The 16,189-nt window shown below is 38.5% G+C and carries 11 protein-coding genes; 4 read left to right on the forward strand and 7 right to left on the reverse strand.

The features are described from left to right. The 5 genes from smc to B9T27_RS05285 all read right to left on the reverse strand — a co-directional run bounded on the left by smc (position 1) and on the right by B9T27_RS05285 (position 10,178). Positions 1-3,453, reverse strand: coding sequence for a chromosome segregation protein SMC (gene smc, locus B9T27_RS05265; RefSeq protein WP_086205784.1), 3,453 nt, complete (start codon positions 3,451-3,453; stop codon positions 1-3). A 10-nt stretch (positions 3,454-3,463) separates the two neighbouring features. Continuing rightward, positions 3,464-4,159, reverse strand: coding sequence for a GntR family transcriptional regulator (locus B9T27_RS05270; RefSeq protein WP_086205785.1), 696 nt, complete (start codon positions 4,157-4,159; stop codon positions 3,464-3,466). Between the two features lie 152 nt (positions 4,160-4,311). Continuing rightward, complete coding sequence (locus B9T27_RS05275) at positions 4,312-5,115, reverse strand: sulfite exporter TauE/SafE family protein (protein ID WP_086205786.1); 804 nt, start codon at positions 5,113-5,115, stop codon at positions 4,312-4,314. A gap of 553 nt (positions 5,116-5,668) precedes the next feature. Continuing rightward, positions 5,669-9,430 carry a BapA/Bap/LapF family prefix-like domain-containing protein gene (locus tag B9T27_RS05280; protein WP_086205787.1) on the reverse strand — a complete coding sequence of 1,254 codons (3,762 nt, stop codon included), beginning with the start codon at positions 9,428-9,430 and terminating at the stop codon, positions 5,669-5,671. A gap of 325 nt (positions 9,431-9,755) precedes the next feature. After that, on the reverse strand, positions 9,756-10,178 hold the full coding sequence (locus B9T27_RS05285; RefSeq protein WP_086205788.1) for a hypothetical protein: 423 nt from the start codon (positions 10,176-10,178) through the stop codon (positions 9,756-9,758). Between the two features lie 411 nt (positions 10,179-10,589). Here B9T27_RS05285 and B9T27_RS05290 point away from each other — a divergent pair, with 411 nt between their 5' ends. Together B9T27_RS05290 and B9T27_RS05295 are read left to right on the forward strand one after the other, a co-directional pair. Continuing rightward, positions 10,590-11,342 carry a biotin--[acetyl-CoA-carboxylase] ligase gene (locus B9T27_RS05290; RefSeq protein ID WP_086205789.1) on the forward strand — a complete coding sequence of 251 codons (753 nt, stop codon included), beginning with the start codon at positions 10,590-10,592 and terminating at the stop codon, positions 11,340-11,342. A gap of 35 nt (positions 11,343-11,377) precedes the next feature. Next, positions 11,378-12,109, forward strand: a complete 732-nt coding sequence (locus tag B9T27_RS05295) for a type III pantothenate kinase (protein ID WP_086205790.1) — start codon at positions 11,378-11,380, stop codon at positions 12,107-12,109. Positions 12,110-12,205: 96 nt separating this feature from the next. On the opposite strand, the gene ffh is transcribed toward B9T27_RS05295, so the two are convergent. Then, positions 12,206-13,612, reverse strand: a complete 1,407-nt coding sequence (gene ffh / locus B9T27_RS05300) for a signal recognition particle protein (protein ID WP_086205791.1) — start codon at positions 13,610-13,612, stop codon at positions 12,206-12,208. Positions 13,613-13,755: 143 nt separating this feature from the next. Here ffh and B9T27_RS05305 point away from each other — a divergent pair, with 143 nt between their 5' ends. Both B9T27_RS05305 and B9T27_RS05310 read left to right on the forward strand, forming a co-directional pair. Then, positions 13,756-14,565 carry a cytochrome C assembly family protein gene (locus tag B9T27_RS05305; protein ID WP_086205792.1) on the forward strand — a complete coding sequence of 270 codons (810 nt, stop codon included), beginning with the start codon at positions 13,756-13,758 and terminating at the stop codon, positions 14,563-14,565. Positions 14,566-14,683: 118 nt separating this feature from the next. After that, positions 14,684-15,616: a tRNA-dihydrouridine synthase gene (locus B9T27_RS05310; RefSeq protein WP_086205793.1), complete on the forward strand. Its 933-nt coding sequence runs from the start codon at positions 14,684-14,686 to the stop codon at positions 15,614-15,616. A gap of 157 nt (positions 15,617-15,773) precedes the next feature. Here the strand turns inward: B9T27_RS05310 and B9T27_RS05315 are convergent, their stop codons facing one another. Beyond that, positions 15,774-16,178, reverse strand: coding sequence for an NUDIX hydrolase (locus tag B9T27_RS05315; RefSeq protein ID WP_086205794.1), 405 nt, complete (start codon positions 16,176-16,178; stop codon positions 15,774-15,776). Positions 16,179-16,189: the final 11 nt, after the last annotated feature.

Here is a 16,189-nt window from a genome sequence, read left to right on the forward strand (position 1 = left end):
CTAAGACTCCGCGGTTAGACCGTACTCTCTTGCCTCTTCTAAATTTACAGTGACGAGTTTTGATGTACCTGGTTCAGGCATGGTAACACCTAATAAATCTGTAGCCATCGTCATTGCAACTTTATTATGGGTAATATAAATAAATTGTACTTGTTCGGATAATTCTTTTACTAAATTGCAAAAACGTCCAACATTAGCATCATCTAAAGGCGCATCCACTTCATCTAATACACAAAATGGTGCTGGATTTAATCGAAAGATGGCAAACACTAAAGCCAGTGCTGTTAATGCTTTTTCACCACCTGAAAGCAGAGCCAATGAACTATTGCGTTTTCCTGGTGGACGAGCCATCAGTTTAACCCCAGATTGCCAGTCACCTTCAAGACTTAAACTGGCTTCTCCACCTTCAAAGACTTTAGGAAATAAGTTTTGCAGCTCAACATTCACCTGATCAAAGGTACTCATAAACAGTTTTTTGGTTTCCTGATCAATGCTGTGCATCGCATCTTTCAATTGCCCCACAGTATTTTCTAAATCTTGGATTTGATGACTCAATTCTTCAAAACGCTGTGATACTTCTACATATTCTTGCGAAGCCACTAAATTTACCGCACCCAATTTTTCAAATTGTTGCTGTGCTTGATCCATTCTTTGCTGATGACTGGCTAAGTCAATCAACAGACCTGATTTCATCTCACTATTCAATGCATTAAGTTGATCTGAATAATGTTGCAAATCTGATTTAGCTGCTTGCCAAGCCAACCGTTTATCTTCAAGCTTACTACGTAATTGCTCATCATTTTGTTGATGTAAATGACGCATTTCTGTGAGCTGTTGTTGCTTGGCTTGAATGCTGTTCAATTCAACTTGCCAATCACCCCACATTTTTTCCAGCTTTTCAGTCTGTTGTTGTTGCTCAATATATTGTGACTCTAAACTTGGTAATTCCAACTGTATCGGATCAACAAATTTTTTAGCCTGATCTATTTGGTTTAATAGTTGCTGATATTGCGCCTGCATGAATGTTAAATCTTTTTCCAACAATTCAACTTGTTGCTGACTCTGTACAATCAAACGACGCGCCGCTTCCAGCTCATGTTGCTTTAAGATGAACTGTTGTTGCAGCTCATCAACCCGTTCACTTAACTCATCTAATTTATATTGCCAAGTCTTATATTCAGGTAAGTTCTGCTCTAACTTTAACATTAAAGCATGTAAATCAATTTCGACATCATCCTTTTGCATGGCATCTTCTTCAAGTTGCACATCAAGCTGCTGTAATTGATCACTAAGCTGTACTTTTTGTAGGTCAAATGCCTGAGCTGCAGCTTGTTGTTTGGCAAATTGAAGATCCAATTGCTGTAACTGTTTTTGTTGTGTTTTTAGTCTTTCCTGATCGACATGCAAACGCTCTTGTAAATCAGCAAAATATTTTTGTAAATTTGGAAGTTGAGCTTCCGCATTCATCAACTTCGTATTTAATCTTGTAAGTGAACTTTCAATTTCTTCTAAACGAATACGATGGCTCAATGCACCTTGTGCCGCCTGACTCGCTTCATCAAAGAATAATCCGATGACCCAATCTGGCCCCACCTGATAACCATCCAAACTCAGGATAGATTGACCAATTTGCAGTTTCGACTGCATTGTCAGTGCCTGTGGTAAATTTTCTGCAATAGCAACTTCACTCCACAAAGAAGATTGCGGAGATTCGATCCAATCTGCCAAACAGCTTAAGCCTTCGATTTGAATTGATGTAATATTTGTGACTGGATTTAATTGACGAGCCAAGCCATCTGTAAATGACGATATGTCATCAACCAGATGTGCAGCCAACCATTTCGCTAAAAATGTTTCAACTAAATGGGCATGTATTTTGCCTAATTGGCTCAATTGTAAGACATGCAGCAATTGTACCGCATTGGCATCTACTTTGACCGTATTTTTGGCCATAAGCTGATTTAAATTTTTTTGTTCAGATTGCAAAATTTGAACTTCAGATTTTAAGGTTGAAATCTGCATTTTTTGTTGGGTAATCTGTGCTTGAGCCAATTCTAACTGGATTTTCGACTCACTCATTTTCTGTTCAAGTTGAACAATTTCATGCTGTGCTTTGGCTTGATCTTGTTGCAGTTGCAGCACATCATCTTGGTGAAACTGGTGTTGAATCTGCGTAGCTTGAGTTTTTAAAATTTCTTTTTGCTGTTCAATCCGCGCAACATTCTTGGCCAACTGTTCAATTTGGGTCTGCATCTGTACTTTTTGCTGCTGTTGCTTTTCAACTTGAACTTTGATCTGTTCAAATTGTTGTTGAGCATGTAGCTGTTGTGATTTTAAATCGATCAGACTCTGGTTACGTTGCTGAATATCTGCTTCAGCATGAGTGAATGCTTCATTCTGCACTTCCAACTGACTTTGCAATGTTTCCAATTGTAGATCTATCAACTGAATTCGTTCTTTAGTTTGAATTTTCTGTTGTTCCAGCTGCCCTAAAATTTCTGTATTTTGCTGAAATAAGGTTTGCTTTTGTTGCAAGGTCATCTGCAATTCAGATAACTTTTTTTCTGCCTGCTGCCACTCATTTTGTAAAGGTGTGGATTGCTGAATCAAACGTTGAAACAATTCACTGGTCGAGCTTAAATCATGTTCCAGCGTGGTCATATCAGAGCGAACCAGTTTAAAATGCTCACCCAACTCTGTCATCTGAACAGTATATTCTTCCTGCAAACGACTACTTTGTTCACATTGAAAAGATAAAGTTTCAATTTTAAGCGTCCGAATTTCAGTTTCTAATGTTTTATATTGAACGGCTGTTTCAGACTGACGCTTTAAGGTTTTCAGTTGTGACTTAAGTTCAGAAGCAATATCTTGTAAACGATCCAAATTTTGTGACGTATGTTCTAAATGTTGCAGCGTTTCCCGACGACGGGCTTGATAACGCGATACACCTGCAGCTTCTTCAATAAAGATACGCATCTCTTCTGGCTTGGCATCGACTAAACGATTAATCATGCCCTGCTCAATAATCGAGTAAGAACGTGGCCCTAAACCTGTACCTAAGAAAATATCGGTAATATCACGACGACGACACTTAGTACCATTCAGAAAATATTCTGACCTTCCATCTCGGGTCACTTGGCGCCGTACAGCAAGCTCTGTGTAGGCCTTATATGTACCACCCAACTTGCCATAAGTATTTTCAAAGCGTAGTTCTACACTGGCCATCCCCACAGGTTTTCGCTTGACCGTTCCTGTAAAAATAACATCCTGCATACTGCCACCGCGCAATTGCCGCGCACTGGACTCTCCCATAACCCAACGAATGGCATCAATGACATTCGATTTTCCACAACCGTTTGGCCCAACCACTGCGGTACGATTTTGTTTAAATTGTAATGTTGTACTATCGGCAAATGATTTAAAGCCAGAAAGTTTTAAGCTGCTTAATCGCATAGTGTCCTAATTATCGACGCGATCTACGCGCCCAAGCTAATTCAATTTGTTTCATTCGTGTCAGTGATTCCAACACGAGATTGCGCAAGTGTCGACAAAAATCTTCCATAAATAAAGTAGCTTGTTGTGATTTTCGGATTAAAATTGCATCGATCACCAATTTTATCAGTTCTAAAGCTTCTTGTAGCTCACGCCGTGAAGTATTTAAGGTTAAAAAATAACTGCGACGGATAGATGGAAGTAATTCTTGATAAAATTTCATTAAATATGAATTTGCGACCATCTCTTGCTGTTCAGATAAAAAGTGAAAAATTGCATCATAAAATTTTTCAGTATTGCCTTGCTTGACTTGCTCAATCAGAAAATCAAGTAATTGTTGTAAGGCTTCCGCTTCATGACTGCGCCACGTCTCACTCATGCGCTGTACAATTTGCCCCAAAAATAAAGCGCTGGTCTCAAATAAGGCACGAACTTGTTGTGCAGACATTTCCGAAACAATCGCACCACGACGCGGATATATTTCAATTAGACGGGTCCGCTCTAATAATAGCAACGCTTCACGCACAGAACCACGGCTTACATCCATTTCTTTGGCGATACGTAATTCTTGTATTCTCTCACCTTCGACCAACTCACCACTGATAATTTGTTCACTTATATGTTTGGCGATTTGTTCTGATAGGCTCTCTACTTCATCCACTTGCATAGATATCCTGTCTTGTTTTTTATTATGACCGTGCTTCGATCAATTATGATGTTTTTAACTGATCGAAGCACGGTTTGACTATGTCATTGTCAGACAATTTTTTAAATTTTATGTCAATTGGTTTGTCTTACTGAGTCCGATTGTTCTCAACCTTAAGACATAATCCCTTGATAAGTGAAATAAAGACCAATGACCGTCAGTAAACAAGCAAAACATTTTTTTAACATCACCGCAGATAGTGCATGTGCCACTTTGGCACCGAGTTTCGCGGTAATAAAACTCATAATACTAATCCCGATAAAGGCATAAATATGCACATAGCCAATCGCATTTTTGATTTCAACATGTTCTTGCGCACCAAAAAACATAAATCCTATTGCACCAGCTATTGCAATCGGTAAGCCACAAGCCGCTGAAGTCGCTACAGCTTTCTGCATCACCACCCCATTTTTATTTAAATAAGGCACTGTCAGGCTACCACCACCGATCCCAAAAATTGCCGATGCCATCCCAATTCCTCCGCCAGCCAAAAGTTGCATCGGTACTGTTGGTAAATGTTTGGATTCATCCACTGCAACATGGGCACCTTTAAACATTTTAAAGGCCACCCAAATGGCAAATATACCAATAATCAGTTGCAAATTTGAACCTGAAAGAATACCGGCAATTCCCGCACCAATAAAAGATCCAATCACTAAGCCTGGTGCAAGATTCTTAAACACAGGCCATAATACCGCCCCTTTTTTATGATGCGCAGTTACAGAACTAATAGATGTCACAATAATTGTGGCAAGCGAAGTTCCCAATGCCAGATGCATAATAATGCTGGAGTCGTAGCCCATATGCGTAAAAACCACATATAAAATTGGGACAATAATTAATCCACCACCCACACCAAATAATCCAGCTGCAAATCCAGCGAGTGCACCAATCGCTAAATATATAATTAACTCCACAAATGTTCCCTCATTTTTTTCAGATTCAAATTAAACTTTATAACCTATCTATCCTGATGCAATATTTCTTACATCTAGTTTTCTCGCTAAACTAGTATAACCACTAGAACTTCCTAACTTTCAAATCACCATTAAGTTTTAATGCAACTTGTGATATTTATGCGCCATATCATGTAGATTTTCTGCATCTAAAATTCACGAATATTATAGATTTATACTTCTTAAATACAACATTAGACTATCAAGCCCCATCAAAATCTCTCTGCCAAATGGTCTTAAAATTAATATGCCAGTATCTTAATTCTTAGCGTTGCCAAGTAAATATTCACTTCCAATTTATAGTCTTATTTTATATCAGCATTCAGAATACATTTATTTTTTACTACACTCGTTATTACTAAAAAGACATTTATACAAGAGCTTAGATCCACACAATAAACTGCTGATTTTAAGTATTATTTCTAAAAAACAAATTTTTTCCTTCACAAATATAAAAAGCCAATTGACGTATCAATTGGCTTTTTATTATATGTATCAATATAAATTTATTAAGTTAGCCAATAATAATTTGACCATTATGAAGTAAATCATCTAAGTTCAAATTACCTTGCTTTTCAATTAGAAGTAGATCACTCCAAGCATGTGTATCACCGACTTTACCATCACGATCAACTTTCATCACAACATTACCATGATTATCATTATCCAGTTTAATATACTCACTGATATTGCTCTGATCTTCTAGCAAGCCTACAAAGAAGTCTTTATCAAACTTAATTTTATCATTTGCTTCATAGTCAACCCAGGTATCTTTACCATTTCCAGCCGTTGCATCGACAGCATCTAATACATTATAAATAAGCGTGTCATTACCACGTCCAGTTGAAATGATATCATCACCAGCTCCTCCTTCGACAATATCATCACCGGCACCTGCAATAATAATGTCATCTCCATCACCCCCTTTAATCGTATCATTCCCACCTTTCGTTGTAGGGTCAGCAGCATCAGCGGCAATAAAGTCTCGAAAGTGTTCTTTTAGGTAGCCATATACTTGTTGCTCAGTTGGTGCTATCCCACCCGTTACTTCTGCTTTTAGATAATCGACTAACGTGGAATAACCAGAATACTGTGGATTTTTAAGGACATCGCGGCCTATCCATGTTAAATGATCTGTATTTACTGAATCGCCAAACAGAATATCATTGCCTGCACCGCCTTCAACAATATCATCACCTACCGCTATAGGTTCAAAGTTTTTCGATCCACCAATCATATAAGAAATTAATGCTTCTTTAGTCTCTAATACTTGTGTTGATCCTGTATTAGTAGGACTCCAGTTGTCAATTTTATGACCATTATCATCGGTATTGTCATATCTTTTAACATTGGCTAGATCGACTTCACCTAACCCAACAGAAAATACCTTACTTTCTTCTGCTATGAGCTTAAATTTATCATCTCGATTTTTCCATGCAGCATCTGATTTATCACTCGGATCACCATCGGTAATATAATAGGTTTGATTTTCAAAACCATTATTATGTTGAGTAAACCATTTATGTGCTTCCGCAAAGCCAGCTTCAGGAGATGTTCCTTGATTTTCTTGTGGAATACTATCAATGATATTAAAAATTTCATTTAAATTATTCTGTGTGACCACAAAACTGCCATAACTCTTCGCAGCATAATCAAAGGTTATCAATGTAAAATTGGTTGTACCAGCATTACCTGCAATTTGATCAAGAAAAAGCTTTATACCTTCTTTCGCAATACTCATTCGCGTTTCAGCACTCTGAGAATTTAGCGGATAATACATACTTCCTGATGTATCTAAAATCAACGCAACATTATAATCTTTGCCATTCACAAAGTTAGTTTTTACACCACCACGGTCACCAACAAGCACATCATCGCCCGCTCCACCAATAATAGTATTATTACCATTTGACTCTACATTTAATTCAGGTGTTACATTTGCAGCAACTTTGATATCTGTATTACCAGCTTTATCTATGACCTGAATCGAAGGTACTTTTCCATTTAAAATAACGCCAGTAAAGATCACATTACCACTGTTATCAATATGAACTGTTCCCCCCAAAGCATTCCCATCTTCATCAACCAGTTTCACACTCGTCAAATCTGTAGTATCAATATCATCTGGGTTTATTTGGGTCTTAACCGTTGTTTGTCCATTCGTATCAGTTTGATAGGTTGGTTTTCCAGCATTAGTAACTGTATCCACTTTTACATCATAAGTAGTTTCTGATGTGGACAGAACCTTATCATTTGCATCCACAACTGTTGCTATCAGTTTGTTATCACCATCAACTAAAGGTCTTTTTAGCTGTGTTTCAGCTAAAGCCCAAGCACCATTTAAACCAACCGTTGTACGACCAATCTCATTCCCATGTTGGTCTTTTACCACGAGAATAGAACCTTCAAGTACATTATGGGTTGTACCAGTAATAGTTGGTTTATTATCGTTGGTTAATTCCCCATGATGAATGACGCCAGTCTTACCACCAACGACATTATCCTCATAACCAGTAATCTTAACATTAAGCTCCCGATCTAGGCCTTTGCTTTCATCTTCTGGTGTGCTCGGATCATCTGTTTTTATTCGACCCAAGCTATCTGTTGCATCAACTGGCTTGCCATTGCGATCTGTGGTTATTGCCGTTAGCGTCAAATCACCATCTGCAAACGTCGCTGGAACGTCTGCCGTATAACTGCCATCTGGATTGACAGTGGTTTCTACGGTTGCTGTGAGTGGCTGACCCTCTGCTGTTTGGCCTGTAATCTGAATCGTGACTTTGGAACCCGCAGCGACATCCGTTGTACCACCAGTAATCTGACCGTGTGTATCGACCTTCACCGTAATCGCACCATCTACTCGATCTAGGCCTTTGCTTTCATCTTCTGGTGTGCTCGGATCATCTGTTTTTATTCGACCCAAGCTATCTGTTGCATCAACTGGCTTGCCATTGCGATCTGTGGTTATTGCCGTTAGCGTCAAATCACCATCTGCAAACGTCGCTGGAACGTCTGCCGTATAACTGCCATCTGGATTGACAGTGGTTTCTACGGTTGCTGTGAGTGGCTGACCCTCTGCTGTTTGGCCTGTAATCTGAATCGTGACTTTGGAACCTGCAGCGACATCCGTTGTAGCACCAGTAATTTGACCGTGTGTATCGACCTTCACCGTAATCGCACCATCTACTCGATCTAGGCCTTTGCTTTCATCTTCTGCTGTGCTCGGATCATCTGTTTTTATTCGACCCAAGCTGTCTGTTGCATCGACTGGCTTGCCATTGCGATCTGTAGTTATTGCCGTTAGTGTCAAATCACCATCCGCAAACGTCGCTGGAACGTCTGCCGTATAACTGCCATCTGGATTGACCGTGGTTTCTACGGTTGCTGTGAGTGGCTGACCCTCTGCTGTTTGGCCTGTAATCTGAATCGTGACTTTGGAACCTGCAGCGACATCCGTTGTAGCACCAGTAATTTGACCGTGTGTATCGACCTTCACCGTAATCGCACCATCTACTCGATCTAGGCCTTTGCTTTCATCTTCTGCTGTGCTCGGATCATCTGTTTTTATTCGACCCAAGCTATCTGTTGCATCGACTGGCTTACCATTGCGGTCTGTGGTGATTGCCGTTAGCGTCAAATCGCCATCCGCAAACGTCGTTGGAACGTCTGCCGTATAACTGCCATCTGGATTGACCGTGGTTTCTACGGTTGCTGTGAGTGGCTGACCCTCTGCTGTTTGGCCGGTAATCTGAATCGTGACTTTGGAACCTGCAGCGACATCCGTTGTAGCACCAGTAATTTGACCGTGTGTATCGACCTTCACCGTAATCGCACCATCTACTCGATCTATATCTGGAGATTTATGGTCATCTTTATTCGCAGTAATAACACCACCTATAACTGCTCCACCCACAACTCCGCCAATAATCCAAGGTAAACCACCTAAACTTGAGCTAGTCGCAGGCAATAATGCTTCGAGACCAGCTATTTCCTTAAATGAAGAAACACCATCAAGCCAGAGTAATACACAATTATCTTCTTCAAAAACAAGATCAGAAACCAAGCCATCTTCATAATTTTTAAAGAAATTTTCAATAATTACAACTTCGCCATTTTTAAGGTGAATTACCAACGTTGTGCCTTGCTGGCTAAACTCTGCGACATCATCACGATGCAGTTTGGTATGAATAATTGATGCTTCACTCAAAACCAGTTGAGAGCTATCAAATTCAGCTTTCTGTAGTGAGTCTTTTTCTATAACCGTAAATTTTGTCATGGATTCTTACCTTAAACTTTAATTCGTACAAAATGATCTATTTTTAAATTTTACGAATATCAGTAATTTCAGCAGTTACACGACTATCTACCTACAAGCATTTCTTCAAAAATTTGCATAGCAAAATTCTCAAACAGCCATTTATTACAAAACTGAGCTTTGTTTGAATTTGCTTTATAAACTGAGTTTTTAGTAATGCTTTTGAAGTGTATAAACAATTTTTTGACAACAGTTATCCATAGATCAATCTTTTCAGTTTTAAAAGAGTATCTATGGACAGGTTAATCATACTTATAGATAGAATAGATGTAATTGCTTGAATTTTTTACTGAGATTGCAATGTATCCATATGGATAATAAAAGGCTTACCGTCTTTATCTACTGAAAGAATGAATTCACGATTGGTTAGCTCATCATCAATTTTGATATCAATTTCATGGCTATCACATTTGGCAGTACAGTTTTTTACTTTTAAAGTATAAGTATTTGGATATAAGTTATAGTTCGCTTGATTGTTTATATAAAATGTTCCGGCCTTAAAATCATCCACATAAAAACTGATTGGACATTCTTGCTGCTTAGCAGAATCTTCACCACATAGTTTTTTATCTCTTTTAACATGGATAACCTGATTTTTTTCTGCACTTTTTTCTTGAAAAAGTAAATTTACAGGTCTTTTATAATTTGAAGACATACTACAAGCCGTAAGAATAATAGCAACTGCACTAACACTTATAATTTTTAGCAAGACAAAACACCCTAAGCATAAAAAATGATAAACAATTCACAATTTTATATATTAATGTCATTTTTTGCAATGTATTTCCTATATATTGAAAATATTGTCTATTGGGACATTCTATTTTTTAGCTATCTGCCAACCATATAAAAAGCGAATCTTTTACTGATCTAAGTGTATTTTTTTTAATATTTTCTCTATTTAAGAATTATTTTTCATACTTTTAGATTTAGATTATAATTTGTAAAAATCTAACTATTATAAATAAACTCAGTACCTTATCGTTAGTTTAAATATTTAAAATGCATAAATATTATTTACGATCGGTAGCACATCCTTATGGTATACATCTAGCGATTGCACCAATAGCCAAATATATGATTAACTCCACAAATCTTCCCTATCCTTCTCCGCTTTAACATGGATTTAGAGACTCGTCATCTTCGACAATTATTAAGTAATGCACAGCAACTTCCCGAAGTCCTGTTGCTAAAACAAAGCACCACTTCGACCAATGATGATGTGCGAGAAATTGCACAAAATGGTATCAAAACCATTTTGGTCTGTAGTGAAATGCAGACCCAAGGACGCGGTCAACACCAACGTACATGGATCTCTCCCGTCGGTAATATTTATTTGAGCACATTACTCGAAACACGAACTGCCTTAGATGGCCGGTTAGCTTTAGAAATTGGTTTAAATGTACTACAAAGTCCAAGTCTAAAAGCACTCAAGCACTTACAAATCAAATGGCCAAATGACCTATATAGCCCACAAGGGAAATGGGGAGGAATTTTAGTTGAACCAATTTCTCCGCATCAAGCGATTGTCGGAATTGGTCTCAATCTAATGCCATTACCACCAGATCAAATTGATCAACAAACCACGTCCGTAATGCAATTAGGAGTGCAATACCCCAACCGTATTCAAATAATTAGTGAAATATATTTAGCCATTCAGCAAGCTGGGCAATGGTTTGACCATGGCTGTTATAATTTAGCTGCACGTTTTAATCACTATGCTGCTTTTATGGATCAGAATGTTCATTTTGAACAAGTGAAAGGCCCTATATCGGGAGTTTTCAGAGGTATTTCCGATGATGGTTCTGTCAATTTAGAAACAGCTCAAGGTTTGGTGAATGTCTATCAAGGACGTTTACGTTTAGCCGATTAATATTGTGATTAGACCAAGAAGTAAAAGGCACTGAAATGAAAGAATTATGGCTAGATATTGGTAATACGCGTCTTAAATACTGGATCACTGAAAATGGTGGGGTATTGGAACATGTGGCAGAAATGCACTTGCAATCCCCCGCAGATTTATTACTAGGCTTGATTCAACATTTTAAAAGTTTAGATTTACATCGTGTCGGTATTTCTTCAGTTCAAGATCAAAAAAACAATGATCGTATTATTCAAATTTTAGGCTTACTGGATATTCCCGTAACGTTTGCCAAAGTCCATGCAGAATATTCAGGTTTAATTTGTGGCTATGATCAGGTTGATCAACTCGGTATTGATCGCTGGTTGCAAGTTTTGGCCGTCGCAGAGGCAGAGCAAAACCTATGCATCATTAGCTGTGGTACTGCATTAACGATCGATTTAACAGCAGGTTTACAACATTTGGGTGGCTATATCCTACCGAATCTTTATTTACAAAGAGATTCACTCATTCAAAATACCAAAGGTATTAAAATTCCAGATGTGGCCTTTTCTGAACTAAATCCTGGAAGGAATACGATTGATGCCGTGCATCACGGTATTTTGTTAGGCCTAGTCAGTACCATACGTCAAGTCATGCAGCAGTCTCCTCGCCAATTAATTCTGACTGGTGGTGACTCAATATTATTTGCCAAATTTTTACCAGAATTTAGTCCGAGTATTGAAACTGATTTATTGCTCAAGGGTTTACAGCTTTATATTAAAAACCAAAAGATATAATTTTGATTAAAACTGAAATAATCCAGTCATCAAAATCATCCAGATATAAAAAAGATGCGATTAGCGCATCTTTTTTTAAGTCAACAATAGAAGTGATTACTTCTTATTATTTCCACCGAACAATGGTCCCATACCCCCACCACCGCCGAATTGTTTTTGCATACCACCCAATGAACGCATCATTTTTGCCATACCCGATGGGTTAGCAAATTTTTTCATCATTTTCGCCATTTGGCTATGTTGTTTAATGAGTTTATTGACTTCGGTCACTTCCATACCACAGCCAGCTGCAATACGTTTTTTACGACTTGGGTTCATCAAGTCTGGGTTACGGCGCTCTTTAATGGTCATCGATTGGATAATCGCTTCCATTTTTTTCACTTGCTTTTCAGGGTTCGCTTGCGCAATCGCATCTTGAATCCCTGAATTACTCATGCCTGGCAACTTGTCTAAGAAGCCCATCATGCCGCCCATATTATTCATTTGTTCAAATTGCATCAGCATATCTTCAAAATTGAAGCTTCCGCCTTTTTGCAATTTTTTCGCCATTTTTTCAGCTTTTTCTTTGTCGATTTTACGTTCAACTTCTTCGACTAAAGAAAGTACATCACCCATGCCTAAAATACGTTGTGCTATACGCTCAGGATGGAATGGCTCTAAAGCATCGAGTTTTTCACCCATGCCTAAGAATTTAATTGGCTTACCAGTAATCGCACGCACTGAAAGTGCAGCACCACCACGGGCATCGCCATCCGTTTTAGTTAGAATTACACCCGTTAATGGCAAAGCATCATTAAAGGCTTTGGCAGTATTGGCTGCATCCTGCCCAGTCATGGCATCGACTACGAATAATGTTTCAGTCGGATTAATCGCAGCATGTAATGCTTTAATTTCGTCCATCATGTCTTCATCGACATGTAAACGACCCGCAGTATCGACAATTAAGACATCAGCAAACTGAATTTTTGCTTGTTCAATGGCACGTGTGACAATGCTTATTGGCTTTTCATCAGCACTAGATTCTAAGAAAATAGCACCGACTTCGCCTGACACAGTTTGTAACTGTTTAATGGCTGCAGGACGATAGACATCGGCAGAAACCATCGCTACTTTTTTCTTTTGACGTTCTTTTAAGAAGCGTGCAAGCTTCGCGGCAGTTGTGGTTTTACCCGCACCTTGCAAGCCTGCAAGCAGAATCACTACTGGTGGTTTCGCCGCTAAATCTAGGCTTTCATTCGCCTCACCCATCATTTTGGTGAGTTCGTCATGGACGATTTTTACAAACGCTTGCCCAGGTGAAAGCTGAGTCATGACTTCTTGACCCAATGCCTCTTCCTTAACTTTCGCGATAAACTCACGAGTTACAGGCAAAGCAACATCGGCTTCAAGCAGTGCCATACGCACTTCACGTAGGGTGTCTTTAATATTGTCTTCGGTCAGTTGCCCTGAGCCAGTAACATTTCTTAAACTCTGCGTGAGTCGTTCTGTTAAGGTATCAAACATTGCAAAATCCGCTTAAAATGGTTGTTGCAAAAAAATCTTTCTTAAAATAGAAAATTTATGCATAAGATGCTATAGGATACTTTAGTTCGCATGGAATTTATATCTCATAACATGAATATTCATCATCCTGAAAAAGGTTTGACATGATTAGCCTGCCCTTGGTTTACACGATTTTAGCATTAATTGCCTATACCACTTCTTTTTGGTATTTGTTTATGCACTTAATGTCTAAGCGTCCGTCAAACCCGTGGTTTATTGCTGTCATTTCAAGTTTAGGACTGATTTTACATGCAAGTGTATTATATATCGACATGGTTACGCCACAAGGCATTAACTATGATGTATTTAATTTAATGTCATTTACATCAGCCTTAATGCTGTTATTGAGTCTGTTGTATAGTACCTATCGACCTGTCGCTTCTTTAAACCTGATTGGAATCCCTGTTGCTGCATTGGGACTGATTTTAGGATTTAGCTTTAGTAAAGCCAATCAATTTATCGAACAACACTCTCTAGGTTTAGACATTCATATTATTTTGTCTTTATCTGCTTATGCTGTGTTACTGATGGCAACTATCCATGCTGTCCTCCTCTGGTTTCAAAACCGAGAGCTAAAGAAAAAACAAAAAAATCGAATTTGGTTCAATTTCTTGCCTCCACTTCAAGCCATGGAATCGCTCTTATTTGATATCTTGATTACAGGTTTTGCACTGCTTACATTGGCTTTAGGCTTTGGATTTTTTACCATTGATAATTTCTTTGCTCAACATTTAGCCCACAAAACAGCCTTTAGTATTGTTTCTTGGTTTGTTTATGGTGCATTGCTCATTGGTCACTGTAAATTTGGTTGGCGTGGACAAAAAGCGATTCGATTTACCCTACTTGGCTTCTTTTTATTGGCAGTCGGTTTTATTGGGAGCAAGTTTGTTTTAGAGATGATTTTACATCGATAGTTTTCATCCTTTCTTTTGAACTCACCTTTTCAAAGTGAGTGTGGGAAGCATTTAAAAACTAGACAATATTCTACAAAATGCGTATAACGCAGGTTTTCTATCATTAGGTAATATCACGTTGAAACTCATCCTCGCGCCCATGGAAGGCTTAACCGATCCTATCATGCGTGATGTACTTACACATGTCGGCAGCTTTGATTGGTGTGTAACCGAGTTTATTCGTGTCACTGATTCAGTACTCCCTGATCATGTGTATCATAACTATTGTCCCGAATTATTGCATGATGGTAAAACTGCATCTGGTACGCCAGTACATGTGCAATTTTTAGGAAATAATCCTGAAATTTTAGCAGCTAATGCGGTTAAAGCAGTAGAGCTGGGTGCGCCAGCAATTGATATGAACTTTGGTTGTCCCGCCAAAACCGTCAACCGCCACCGTGGTGGCTCTGTGCTACTAGATGAACCTGAAGTGGTTTACCAACTGATCAAGGCTGTTCGCGAGGCTGTTCCGAGCCATATTCCTGTTTCAGCAAAAATGCGCCTTGGATATATGGATCGAAACTTTACGCTAGAAAATGCCCATGCCATTCAAGATGCTGGTGCTGCTTGGGTGACAGTACATGCGCGCACCAAGGCCGAAGGTTATACCCCACCTGCATTTTGGGATCAGTTACAACCCATTCGTGAAGCACTGACAATTAATGTGATTGCTAATGGTGAAATCTGGACCAATACCGATGCTAAACAATGTCGTTTAGAATCTGGTTGTGACGATTTAATGATTGGTCGCGGTGCAGTGACTACACCAGATTTAACCCAATGTATTCGTCAAAATACAGATGAACCACTGATGAGATGGAATGAACTATTAGTACTTCAAGTTCGTTTTTTAAGTGGCCCTTATAAAAAAGAAATTAATATGGTGGGACGGTATAAACAATGGGTGGGCATGATGTCTAAGCACTATCCTGAAGCCAAAGTTTTGTGGGATGAAATTAAACGCCTGAAAAAGTTAGATGAAATTATCGAAAAAGTGCAATTACAACGTTAAACGATTCAAATTAAAACGAAGCCTTTGATTTATCAAGTTCAAAGGTTTCTTCATTTACTCAAAACTTTTAAAAATATAGCTCATTCTATCGAATGGAATATATATTGAACTAAATCAAATAGATTACCTTCAAGAAGCTAAGCCCAGTTTTTAATCTTTAAAAATGACGACTAATAATATCCCCGTTGAAATTTAAGCAATCCTCAACCCGTGTTCTCTGAATCGCTGAGAGGTCTTCCAAATTAAACCATCGATATTCTGAATGCTCGTTACTTAAATGTATTTGAGCATTTTCAGCTAAATGACAACGGAAAATAAATACATGTGAAGTCACCACCGAATGAAAATAGACACCAGATAAATAATCAATCTGTATATCACAAGCCATTTCTTCTCGACACTCACGAAGCAACGCATCACGAATAGTTTCCCCCATATCGAGACCACCACCAGGCAAACCCCATGAACCAGCAGCATAAGTTGCTTTAAGTAATAAAACTTGTCCACAAGCATTGCTAATCACCGCATGAGAACTCAGACGATATAAATCATTAAATTCCATACGAAACCTCA

Source organism: Acinetobacter sp. ANC 4648 (assembly GCF_002135345.1).
GTDB lineage: Bacteria > Pseudomonadota > Gammaproteobacteria > Pseudomonadales > Moraxellaceae > Acinetobacter.

What these genes read in the sequence shown, in the direction of transcription:
- B9T27_RS05290 (WP_086205789.1), top strand. Translation starts at nt 10,590, where the DNA reads ATGGATTTAGAGACTCGTCATCTTCGACAATTATTAAGTAATGCACAG.
- smc (WP_086205784.1), bottom strand. Translation starts at nt 3,453, where the DNA reads ATGCGATTAAGCAGCTTAAAACTTTCTGGCTTTAAATCATTTGCCGAT.
- B9T27_RS05270 (WP_086205785.1), bottom strand. Translation starts at nt 4,159, where the DNA reads ATGCAAGTGGATGAAGTAGAGAGCCTATCAGAACAAATCGCCAAACAT.
- ffh (WP_086205791.1), bottom strand. Translation starts at nt 13,612, where the DNA reads ATGTTTGATACCTTAACAGAACGACTCACGCAGAGTTTAAGAAATGTT.
- B9T27_RS05280 (WP_086205787.1), bottom strand. Translation starts at nt 9,430, where the DNA reads ATGACAAAATTTACGGTTATAGAAAAAGACTCACTACAGAAAGCTGAA.
- B9T27_RS05295 (WP_086205790.1), top strand. Translation starts at nt 11,378, where the DNA reads ATGAAAGAATTATGGCTAGATATTGGTAATACGCGTCTTAAATACTGG.
- B9T27_RS05315 (WP_086205794.1), bottom strand. Translation starts at nt 16,178, where the DNA reads ATGGAATTTAATGATTTATATCGTCTGAGTTCTCATGCGGTGATTAGC.
- B9T27_RS05305 (WP_086205792.1), top strand. Translation starts at nt 13,756, where the DNA reads ATGATTAGCCTGCCCTTGGTTTACACGATTTTAGCATTAATTGCCTAT.